Consider the following 11723-nt stretch of genomic DNA (forward strand, 5'->3'; position numbering starts at 1 on the left):
TCATGAAATACGGCGTTAATTACACACCATCCGCCGGTTGGTTCTATACATGGCTGCATCCGGATTGGGGACGCATCAGAGAAGACCTGGAACAGATAGCCTCAACCAGGGTGGATCATGTAAGAATCTTCCCTCTATGGCCTATCCTGCAACCGAACAGAAACTATATCAACCCTCAAGCCTTAGATGACTTGCGGCATATGGGGGAACTGGCGGCCGGAGCAGGTTTGGACTGTTATGTTGATGTGCTGCAGGGGCACTTGTCCAGTTTTGATTTTCTTCCGTCTTGGTTGCGCTCTTGGCATTCTCGCAATATGTTTATTGATGCTCAAGCTATAAAGGCTCAGAGTCAGCTGGTTATGGCCATCTATGACGTTATGGCTGATGTTCAAGGCTTTGCTGGATTGACCCTAGGTAACGAATGCAACCAGTTCGCGAGTACGACCCATCCTTCGCCAATGCCACTGACAAAGGAGCAGGCCGACGTTTGGCTTCGCGCCTTACTTTTGCCTTTGCAGGAGCGCGCCCGCCACGATGGGAGAGTGCTTCTGCACAGTGAGAATGATGAGGTCTGGTATGCCGATGGTCATCCATTTACACCCCGCCTGGCAGCGAATCTAGGAGACGTTACAGCTATTCATTCGTGGGTCTTCAACGGAACTGCTCAGTATTACGGTGCTCTGAGCGTCGAAAGTGTTAGCCATGCTGAGTACCTTGTCGAATTGTCCAAAGCTTTCGCGCGTCGTGATCATCGGCAAGTATGGGTCCAGGAGATTGGGGCTCCGAATAATGTGATAAATAGTAGTGAATCCGGAGTTTTCTGTAATCTCTCAATCCAGAGAATGCTGCGTTGCAAAGATCTCTATGGCATTACTTGGTGGTGTTCCCATGATGTCGATGAGCGTTTTGTTGACTTTCCGGAGTTGGAGCATCACCTGGGTCTCTTTAACCTTAAAGGGAATCTAACGGAGGTTGGCAAAGCCTTTTCGCAGATGGTGGCCGAGCCCTTGCCTGTTTCTGTCAATAGACCGGTTGCTGTGGTAGTCGATGTGGACAAGCAAGGGTTGCCGCAGTCGCGAGGTTCCTTGGCTCCTGGAGGCTCTGTTTTCGAAGCTTGGATGCAGTTGTCACGATCAGGAGAGCATCCAGCAGTGGTCACTTCTGCCTGCATGCATGACGAGCAGTGCCTAAATGCAAGGGGCATACATGAATGCTTACCAGTTGAGCTTCGTACTGGGAATGTATACAGCAATGTAGCCCGATCGGATTGAACGTAACTTGGACCGTAACGGGGAGATCCTTCGAGGATGAGCGGAGTATCTCCACTGAAGCAAATAAAGAAAGGGAGATAAACGGATGGTTGATTCTCGTTTGTTCTCATTGGAGAGCATGGGGGCGCATCCTCGGATGTGCGAAAAATCGGTCGTGCAGGGCGACCAGTGGAGAATAGGCATTCTTACGGATGCGCTAATACGTTTTGAGTGGTCAGATACTGGTGTGTTTGTCGATGATGCCACGACTATGGCTATTAATCGGCGATTCGAGCCAGTTCCGAACTATACAGTCACGCGCAATGATGATGGTTCGTTGGAAATAGAGACTTCAGAGTTGCGAATATTCTACGACGGGCAACCCTTCAGACCTGAAGGACTGTACATCTATATGAAGCATTCTGGTGCTCAAGAGAGTACCTGGCATTATGGAGATGAACAGAAAGGCAATTTGGGAGGAACCACCAGGACCCTCGATCAAATCGAAGGTCCTACTGTACTTGATCCAGGTTTGATATCCAAACACGGCTGGGCAGTAATTGACGATAGTCATACAAGTCTGATACGCAAGGCGGATCAGGTAGGCGGCAAGCCCAATCCTTTCGGTACCTGGGTCTTCCCTAAGGAAGGGCCGAGCCAGGATTGGTATTTCTTTGGCTACAATCAGAGGATCACCGAGGCTGTAAAAGATTTTTACCATTTGAGCGGTCATACTCCGCTCTTGCCTAGATACGTCCTCGGTAACTGGTGGAGCCGTTACCATCGGTATTCGCAGGACGAGTATGAACAGCTTATGGTACGGTTCAATCATGAAGGTATTCCATTCACCGTTGCCGTCATCGACATGGACTGGCATCTTGTTGACATTGATCCCAGCTTAGGCTCAGGTTGGACGGGCTATACTTGGAATAAGGAGCTATTCCCTAATCCAAACGACTTTCTGCATTGGTTGCACGAGCATGGCATGCGAATCACGCTCAGCCTGCATCCGCGTGATGGGGTTAGATCGTTTGAAGAACCATATGAGCGTGTAGCTAGAGCCGCCGGGATTGATCCCGCATCAAGAAAAACAGTCGAATTTGATGTGACTTCACCCGTGAGTATGAGCGCTTATTTCGATGCCCTTTTGCATCCAATGGAAGAACAAGGTGTTGATTTTTGGTGGATTGATTGGCAACAAGGATCCATTGCTAAGCAGAAGGATTTGGATCCATTGTGGTTGCTGAATCATCTGCACTATTTGGATTCGGCTCATATGCCAGGGCATCGGCCTCTGACTTTCTCCAGATATGCCGGTCCTGGCTCGCACCGTTATCCGGTAGGCTTCTCAGGTGATACCATTGTTAGTTGGAAATCGCTCAGATTCCAGCCATATTTCACTGCTATGGCCAGCAATATCGGTTACGGGTGGTGGAGTCATGACATCGGCGGTCATATGTTTGGTTACCGAGATGAAGAGTTGGAGGCCCGATGGTATCAGTTGGGGACCTTCAGCCCCATCAACCGATTGCACTCGAGTTCATCACCTTTTAATGGCAAAGAACCTTGGAACTTTCGCGTGGATATTGCTCAGAGTATGGTCGAAGCCCTCAGACTGCGACATGCGCTGATTCCATATTTGTATTCCATGAATAGACGTGCCGCATATGAGGATTTGCCATTGGTAGAACCGATGTATTGGCATTATTGCGGAGGCAATGTGCCCACTCAGTACATGTTCGGCACCGAGTTGATTGTTTCTCCTATTTTGGAACCAGCTGATAGCGCCTTGCAGAAAGCCAAAGCGCAAGTTTGGTTTCCGCATGGCCTATGGTTCGACTGGTTTGATGGCCGTCATTATGATGCAGAACAGAAGAATGGCCGCAGCATGGAAGTCTGGCGTGGGCTGGATCGAATGCCGGTTTTTGCCAAGGCAGGAGGTATCGTTCCACTTCAGAGTCATGCTCACCATAGGGGACAAGATGATGACGGTTATGATTATTCGCTGAACACAGTGGCAAATCCACAATGTCTAGACTTACGTATCTTCCCTGGTGATGACGGGCATTTCACTCTCTGGGAGGATGACGGGGCACCTCAGGGCAGGATTACATGGGTGCGGACGGATCTGGACTTGAATTGGCAAGAAGGAGAATTCACTATCAGCCCGGCTAAAGTATTTCCGGAAGAAGGGGCAATAGGAGTGTCTAGTGACCCGGGGCTTGTGGTGCCAAAGCGCAGGGATTGGATACTGACGTTCCGCGGCCTCGCCCCAGTGGATGCAGGAAGAATCACTGTACTGTCAGACGGTCATATCATCCCTTTTTCCTGCACTTACGATGAGGAACGACTCAGCTTGATCGTAACCTTACGAAGTCTGTTGTGTACCTCGCAAATTAATCTGGTGTTCAATGATCGACCACAAGTCGCGCATAACCCTATGAATCATGATGCTCTACAATTGTTGCGAGGTGCACAAATGTTCTATTTCACTAAGGAACAAGCCTGGGATCAAGTCAGAAATCTTGGCGTCAAAGCATTGTCAGCCCTTCATACTCTCGAAATGCCTCCCGGGGATTATGGTGAACCTTCCTGGTTCCAATCCCACATGCCGCAGGAAGTAATACGAGGTCTGGAGGAAATATTCCTTAGGGGTTAGTGGGTTATCCGTACATTCAAGGTAAGGCGACAGTTACTGACAGTGGAGCAGGGGAAGGGTATGAGTCGAGTCCAAACAGATATGGAGCGGAAGGATTCGTCTTCGGAGCTGCAACGCGTCAGCCTGAAGGATATAGCTAAAGAGCTAGGCATATCCCAGACCGCTGTTTCGTTCGCTATTAATGACAAGCCCGGCGTATCCAGACGTACCAAGCAAAGGGTCAAGGACGCGGCGGCTAGGCTTGGTTGGAGTCCTGTGTACGCGGCTCAGGCCCTTGGTTCCTCTCGTACCATGACCATTGGATTTGCTCCGGCACGATCCACAGATGCTTTCCAGACGGAAACTTTCATGTTGCATTTCATGGCTGGAATTCATGCATCCCTCAGCGATCACGGGTATGGCCTCTTGTTTCGGCCCTGCCGTTCCTTGGAGGAGGAATTAACAACATACGACGATTGGGCTCGACGAAAAAGAGTAGACGGAGTCATCCTGGTGGACTCATTAATCGACGATCCGAGGCCGGGCAGACTCAAAGCTCTGGGAATGCCAGCCGTGTTGGCGGGCGGCCCCGATACCCACCATGATCTGCCTTCACTCTCGATCGATGATTCCAAAACCATGACCACCATTCTCAGACATCTGAGAGCTCAAGGTCATAAACGGATCGCTTACCTTTCCGGAGATTCAAAATTGGATTACAGCAGGGCTAGGGCCTCTGCATTCCATCATTTTGCTCAAAGCAATGGCCTGGATTCAGCTATCGTCAAATTCACGGATTTTGATCCTGCTGAAGCCGTGAACCAGACCTTATCGTTGTTTTCGAGTGCAAACCCTTATACAGCATTTATCTATGAGAATGAAATTCTGGCGGCTGCGAGCCTGCGATCCCTGAATATGAGTCGTTCGGACGAAGCCGCTACAAACCTTCCGGCTATGACTGACGAGTTGCCGGGTATCGTGAGTTTCGAGGACAGCTTCATCTGTCAGTCCACCAGTCCATCGATAACTGCAGTACATCGTGATGCGGGGCTGTATGGCACAAAGGTCGCCAATCTGCTTTTAAAGGTCTTCGACGGCGGTGCAATTAGCAGCAACCGCCGAATTTTGACCCCCAAGCTGGTCATCCGTGAGAGCACGGCGCGTCCGGTGCAATGAGGACTGTGACAACCTCCGGGAATTCTGTGCCATGGCCCCGCTATCATGGTCGCATGTGAGCGTAAACAATTACGCCTGTGAAACGTCTGCTGCCATGGCCACCGAGGAGGATGGAATAGTCATGTTCATACCACGTTATTACGAGGATCCAGCCACGCTGCATGTGGGGACCGAGCCCAACCGTGCATACTGCGTGCCAGCCGGCGCCCCCATGGACACGCGTGGTGACCTGCGCAGGCGTTCCGATCGCTACCTGGACCTGGATGGGGACTGGGATTTTCGCTATTATGCCAGCATCGACCAGCTGGACGCCGAGGTCCAATCCGCGGTCGAGGCCGAGGATCCGGTCTTCTTTGAAGCCGACTACAGCCCTTCCAAGGATGCGGGCCGAGGGGTGTACAAGCCCATCCATGTGCCGGGAGTCTGGCAGACCCAGGGCTATGACAATCCCCAATATACCAACGTGCGCTATCCTTTCCCCTTTGATCCGCCCAGGGTGCCTGCCGACAATCCCTGCGGCATCTACCTGCGCGCCTTCGACTACGATCCCGATCCCTCAGCGCCTCGGGCCCTGCTCAATTTCGAGGGGGTGGATTCCTGCTTCTATCTCTGGGTCAATGGGGATCTGATCGGCTATAGCCAGGTCTCGCACGCCACCAGCGAATTCGACGTGACCGACCATCTGCAGCGGGGCCGTAACCAGCTGGCCGTTCTGGTGCTCAAGTGGTGTGATGGGAGCTATCTGGAGGACCAGGACAAGTTCCGCATGAGTGGCATCTTCCGCGATGTCTACATCCTGCGTCGGCCCAAGGCACGTCTGCGTGACTGGTTCGTCCACACTGACCTCGATAAGGACATGAGCCATGCCAGTGTGACCCTGGATCTGGATCCGACCGGGGTATCGGGCCAGGATGATGCCGCTTTGGACATCCAGGCTCTGCTGACCGACCCTGACGGTGTGGAGGTGGCACGGGCCGAGCTGACGGGTTGCAAGGAGCCTGCGCAATTTGCCATGGAGGTTGGCCATCCTCGTCTCTGGAATGCCGAGGATCCTGAACTTTACCGGCTGACCTTGTCGACCAGGGCCACCTCTACCGGCTCCAGCGACTCGGATGAGGTCATCACCGAGTACATCGGCCTGCGCACCATCAGCGTGGACGGCCAGGTGGTCAAGGTCAACGGCAGCCCTATCAAGATTCACGGGGTCAACCGGCACGACGGGGATCCGCGCACCGGCTTCGCCATCGATCAGGAGCAGATCATGCGTGACCTGACCCTGATGAAAGAGCACAATGTCAACGCTATCCGCACCTCCCATTACCCCAACAGCCCCCAGTATTACGCCCTCTACGACCAGCTGGGCTTCTATCTGATCGCCGAGGCCGACCTGGAAACCCACGGCATCGAGGCCCTCTACCACGGTCCGGACTGGAAGGAGCCAGATTACTGGAATGGTCGCATCGCCGACGAACCGATCTTTACCAAGGCCATTGTGGACCGGGTCCAGCGCAGCCTGGAACGGGACAAGAACCATCCCTCCATCCTGATCTGGTCCATGGGCAACGAAAGCGGATACGGCTGCGGCATCGAAGCGGCTCTGGCCTGGACCAAGTCCCGGGACCCCTCCCGTCTGACCCACTACGAGTCGGCCATCCACGGCTCGCCTCGGAAGGACCTGGACTACAGCAATCTGGACATCACCTCGCGGATGTATCCCAGCATCAAACAAATCGAGGATTACTTCACATCTGAGGGTCCTCACGGCATCAGCAGCCACGGGGATGACGGGGACGGGGGCCGTCGGCCTTACTTCCTCTGTGAATACTGCCATGCCATGGGACTGGGCCCCGGGGATCTGGAGGACTACTTCCGGGTCATTCAGGCCCATCCGGGGCTCCTGGGCGGCTGCATCTGGGAGTGGGCCGACCACGCCATCGACCAGGGCAGGGACCACAAGGGCCGTCGGATCTATGCCTACGGGGGAGACCACGGCGAGTACCCCCATGATGCCAACTTCTGCATGGACGGCCTGGTCTACCCCGACCGGCGGCCCCACACCGGCCTCGAGGAGTTCAAGAACGTCTTCCGCCCAACACGTTTGGTCGGCTACGATCCCCAGACCCGGCTGCTCACCCTGCATAACTATTTGGATTTCACCTCTTTGGATGAATATCTGAGCCTGAAGTGGACCCTCCTGTGTGATGGGGAGCCGGTGGCCTCCGGGACGCCCGAACTGGATCGGGGGACCGGCCTGCATATCGCCCCCCATGCTGAGGGCACCGTGGGTCTGCCGCCCATGGATCCGCCTGAGCATGGCCGTCTGGCCTTGCTTGTGGAGTACACCCTGGCCAAGGCCGATCCAGTGCTTCCCCAAGGGCATCCGCTGGGCTTTGATCAGCTTGAAGCTGCGGACATGGGGTTGCCTGAACGTCCTAACGGCGTGGCCAGGGTCATCAGTGCCGACCCCGGCAGCGGATCCCGGGGCGCCCACCGGCCGGTGGTCAGGCGGACTGATGCCCGTTTCAATGTGGAGGGGGCCGACTGGCGCTACGTCTTCAACCGCCGTACCGGCATGGTGGAATCCATGAGCATCGACAACCGTTCCCTGTTGACCGCCCCTATGGAGGTCAACCTCTGGCGGGCGCCCACCGACAACGATGCCACCATCAAGGAGGAATGGCGCAAGGCTGAATACGACCGGGCTAGTACTCGAGCCCTATCCTGCCAGCTGCAGACCGACCAGGGCAGGGGATTGACCACGATCAGAGCCGAGCTGTCCCTGGTGGCGCCCTTCATTCAGCCCATGGGCAGCATTCTCGCCACCTGGACCCTGAGCGACCAGGGTGGGCTGGATCTGAAGATGGAGCTGCATCGGGATCCCGAGTTCCCCTATCTGCCCAGGTTCGGCCTTCGACTCTTCCTGCCCAAGAGCCTGCAGCGGGTCACCTACTGCGGCTATGGGCCCTACGAGAGCTACCGGGACATGCACCGTGCCAGCCACTATGGCGTTTTCCATGACACCGCGTCAGGCATGGTCGAGCACTACCTGCGTCCTCAGGAGAACGGCTCCCATTATGGCTGCGACTACGTCCTGGTGGAGGATGACCGCTCCCTGCTGCAGACGGCGGGGGATGGGCCCATCAGCTTCAATTGTTCCCCTTACACGCAGGAGGAGCTGACTGTCAAGGGGCACGACCATGAGTTGGAGGAATGCGGCTCGACCGTGCTCTGCCTGGACTATGCCACAAGCGGCATAGGTTCCAACAGCTGCGGACCCGAGCTGGATCCCGCCTACCGCCTGGATGAAACCGATCTGGTCTTCGGACTGCATCTGCGGGTCCGTTCCAAGTGACCCAGGCTGGCGGGGCCTTTCATCCCCGCCAATGCAGGTACTGCTGGTAAACCTGCTCGCAGGGTGCGCCCGTCAGTGTGGTCTCGATGTCCACAGGCCAGGATGGAGGTTCCTCTTCTCCTGTCAGAGTCCAGGCTGCCTGGCGGGCCGCACCGATGGCCACGTACTCGTCCGGCCGGGGCAGCTGCACATCCATGCCTAGGATTCCCGGGGCATAGGCTCTGACCGCTGGGGACTTGGCACCGCCGCCGACCAAAAGGATCCTGGCGACCGTGGTGCCCAGCCGTTTCAGCAGCTCCAGGCAGTCACGCTGGGAGCAGAGCAGGCCCTCCACGAATGCTCTGGCCAGGTTGGTGCGGGTTGTGTTGGCCAGGGTCAGTCCCTCCAGCCTGGCGTGGGCATCAGGGCGGTTCGGGGTGCGTTCGCCGTCGAAGTAGGGGATCAGGGTGATGCCCTCGGCTCCCGGCGAGGACTTCTCCGCCAGCTCCGCCAGACCGTCATAATCAGTTCCCAAGGCGGCTGAGCCTGCATCCAGGATGCGTGATGCGTTGATGGTGCAGGCCAGGGGCAGCCAGTGGCCGGTGGCATCAGCGAATCCGGTTACCGAGGCGCTCATGTCGTAGGCGGGGACTGGGCTGACCGCAGCAGCGACCCCCGAGGTTCCCAGGGAGATGGATACGTCGCCCACCTGCATGGCCAGTCCCAGCGCAGTCATGGCGTTGTCTCCGCCGCCTGGCGCGATGATGCAGCCTCCGGGCACATCCCTGCCGGCGATGCGGGGGTCGGCCTTGGCTCCGACCTGGTGGGGGCCAAGAACCTTAGGTAGGATCACATGCTCGGCCATGCCGTCGGGTAGGGCCATGGCCAGCAGGTCACGCCGGTAGCGGTCGGCAGCGGGGTCATAGTAGCCGGTGCCGGAAGCATCAGAGCGATCAGTGAAGAGGTCCTCCAGCCCGGGTTCAGTCTCGGGGTCGGCAGCAGGGCCGTGGCCGGCGATGGCCCAGCTCAGCCAGTCGTGGGGGAGGCAGATAGCCGAGATAGCCTTTGCATTATCCGGCTCCACCCGGTTGATCCAGGCTACTTTGGTGATGGTCAGCGAGGCTACGGGGGAGGAACCCACAGCCCGCACCCAGGCTTGTTTGCCCAGCATGACCAGGTCCTGGTCTGAATCCGGGTTCTTGCTTGGCCCATTGTTTTCCGCCCGAGCGCTTTCAGCCTCGCAGGTCTTGGACTTGGCTAGCCGGATGATGAGATCGTCGGCATCAGGAGCCGAACGCGTATCGTTCCAGAGCAGGGCATCCCTGATCACCTGCCCTTGGCGGTCCAGCAATACCATGCCGTGCTGCTGGCCGCCCACGCTAATGGCCGAGACATCGTTCAGACCTCCCGCCTGGGCCGAAGCCTCCTGAAAGGCCTTCCACCAGGCCATGGGATCGACGCTGGTGCCTGCCGGGTGTGGAGCCTTGCCGAAGCGGACCAGCCGACCGGTCCGGGCCTCGGTGACCCTCACCTTGCAGGACTGGGTCGATGTGTCCACTCCCGCCACCAGGATCTCATTCATGTCAGCCTCCTCGCTTGTCACGCTCTGGTCATTGGAGTACTCCATAATGATATCCCAATTATTAAGTCGCTGAACTAAATGGGACGGTGACTCTGGATGACCTTTCAATTGCTGACTTGCCGTCAAGCCGGAACGTAAAATATAGAAGATAGCATGAGATCCTTCGGGTCTGTGTTTGTTCATGAAAGGTTGTTGAATCGTGACTGCCCTGCGCTCCATCAATCAGGATGATCTGAGGAACCACAACCTCTCGGTCATCATCGACACCATCCTGCGGTCGTCCACCTCGCTCAGCAGGGCGGATCTGGCCAAGTCCACGGGGCTGACCAAGGCCACTATGTCGCTCCTGGCCGGGCTTCTGCTCAGGAACCGGGTGGTGCGCGAGGAGGAGCCTGACTCTGCGCAGAGCAGCCATGGTCGGCCCAGCACTCCGTTGTCCATCGCCCATGGACGCTGGGCGGGTCTGGGCCTGCAGATCAACACGGATGGCTATGGCTGTCTGGCCATGGATCTGGACGGGACCCTGATCGATTCAGCTTGGGTCAAGGACGATATGCATGAGGCGGAGCCCGATCAGGTTTTTGCCAAACTGGAGAAGCTGACCAAGCCCATCGAGCGCAAGTTGTCTCGTCGGCGCTACCGCACTGTGGGTTCGGGCCTCGCATTGCCCGGCCTGGTCGGCGGCGGTGACACCCTGCTCATGGCCCGGAATCTTGGATGGGAGCGTCTGGATCTGAAGGAGTTTCCTTTGGTTCGTCGCCTGGCTCCAAAGGCGGGCAACGAGGCGCGTCTGGCTGCACTGGCGCAGATTCCCGGCTACGCAGCCCAGCGTCCTGCAGACGGGCACGACAGTCCGCTATCGCCCACAGACTCTTTCGTCTACATCTCCACTGACATCGGCATCGGTGGGGCTGTAGTCCGTCGCGGGACCGTGGAGACCGGTGACCACGGATTCGCCGGCGAATTGGGACATGCCTCGGTGGATCTGAACGGCCCTACCTGCCGTTGCGGCCGCCGCGGATGTCTGGAGACCTACGCCGGGCGCAGGGCTCTGGTGGAGGCGGCTGGCATCGCCGCAGGAACCGAAGCAGACACGCCCAAGGCCATGGAGGAACTGTACCGACGCTGGCAGCGCGGAGATGCCAAGGCTGTGGATGCCATCGACCGGGGACTCGATGCCATGATCTCGGTCATCGCCACAGCCATCAACATCGTCGACGTGGACACGGTCATTCTGGGAGGGTTCTGGTCGCACTTCGGGGGGAACCTGGCGCAGCGTTTGCAGGACCGCCTCAATCAGCTGACCCTGGGCCGAGCAGCCGTGGACATCCGCGTGCTCATCCCGTCCCAGCCCGACTATCCGGCACTCAGGGGGGCAGCGCTGGTAGGATTGCGTTGCTTCATCGATGATCCTTTGGCTTTCTTCGAAGACTGATCCGCCTACAGCATCAAGGTGACTTTTACAACGATTCACACGATGGTCCGCGAATGTATGAACCGGCCAGGTGGTTGGCTCAGCAGTGGTCCAATTGCCAGTTTGTGGTGCTTCCGAGTCAGCGGGCAGCTGTTTGCCGCCGACCCTGAAGTATGCGTGGGCATTGTCGGTATACAGGCGTTACGGACAGGTCCAGGCGCGCGGCATCCGTACCAGGCTCGTCTGGGTCGGCGGTCCCCTAGGGAAGTCCGAGACATCGAATGCCGCACCAAGCTGGCCCGTCATGCCTTCGTCAAGGGCCCACGGTTGCT

Annotated in this window: 6 protein-coding genes; 5 read left to right on the plus strand and 1 reads right to left on the minus strand. The window is 57.0% G+C overall.

Features of this window, described 5'->3' with window-relative positions; all coding sequences use genetic code 11:
- The first annotated feature begins 2 nt into the window (after positions 1–2).
- The 4 genes from J3U06_RS05320 to J3U06_RS05335 all read left to right on the plus strand — a co-directional run bounded on the left by J3U06_RS05320 (position 3) and on the right by J3U06_RS05335 (position 8416).
- Entirely contained in the window at positions 3–1271 is a 1269-nt protein-coding gene (locus J3U06_RS05320; RefSeq protein WP_267444538.1) for a glycoside hydrolase 5 family protein, read from the plus strand.
- A gap of 85 nt (positions 1272–1356) precedes the next feature.
- Complete coding sequence (locus tag J3U06_RS05325) at positions 1357–3909, plus strand: glycoside hydrolase family 31 protein (RefSeq protein ID WP_267444539.1); 2553 nt, start codon at positions 1357–1359, stop codon at positions 3907–3909.
- 81 nt (positions 3910–3990) lie between these two features.
- Positions 3991–5064 carry a LacI family DNA-binding transcriptional regulator gene (locus J3U06_RS05330; protein WP_267444540.1) on the plus strand — a complete coding sequence of 358 codons (1074 nt, stop codon included), beginning with the start codon at positions 3991–3993 and terminating at the stop codon, positions 5062–5064.
- A 55-nt stretch (positions 5065–5119) separates the two neighbouring features.
- Entirely contained in the window at positions 5120–8416 is a 3297-nt protein-coding gene (locus J3U06_RS05335) for a glycoside hydrolase family 2 TIM barrel-domain containing protein (protein WP_416378933.1), read from the plus strand.
- Positions 8417–8435: 19 nt separating this feature from the next.
- Here the strand turns inward: J3U06_RS05335 and J3U06_RS05340 are convergent, their stop codons facing one another.
- A complete protein-coding gene (locus J3U06_RS05340) occupies positions 8436–9977 on the minus strand; it encodes a xylulokinase (protein ID WP_267444541.1) in 1542 nt (513 codons plus the stop codon).
- 199 nt (positions 9978–10176) lie between these two features.
- Here J3U06_RS05340 and J3U06_RS05345 point away from each other — a divergent pair, with 199 nt between their 5' ends.
- Positions 10177–11412 carry an ROK family protein gene (locus tag J3U06_RS05345; protein ID WP_267444542.1) on the plus strand — a complete coding sequence of 412 codons (1236 nt, stop codon included), beginning with the start codon at positions 10177–10179 and terminating at the stop codon, positions 11410–11412.
- Positions 11413–11723 lie beyond the last annotated feature (311 nt).

Source organism: Bifidobacterium sp. B4142 (assembly GCF_026537325.1).
Taxonomy (GTDB): domain Bacteria; phylum Actinomycetota; class Actinomycetes; order Actinomycetales; family Bifidobacteriaceae; genus Bombiscardovia.

Excerpts from the sequence above, each read along its gene's own strand:
- J3U06_RS05340 (WP_267444541.1), bottom strand. The coding sequence starts at position 9,977 with ATGAATGAGATCCTGGTGGCGGGAGTGGACACATCGACCCAGTCCTGC.
- J3U06_RS05325 (WP_267444539.1), top strand. The coding sequence starts at position 1,357 with ATGGTTGATTCTCGTTTGTTCTCATTGGAGAGCATGGGGGCGCATCCT.
- J3U06_RS05320 (WP_267444538.1), top strand. The coding sequence starts at position 3 with ATGAAATACGGCGTTAATTACACACCATCCGCCGGTTGGTTCTATACA.
- J3U06_RS05330 (WP_267444540.1), top strand. The coding sequence starts at position 3,991 with ATGGAGCGGAAGGATTCGTCTTCGGAGCTGCAACGCGTCAGCCTGAAG.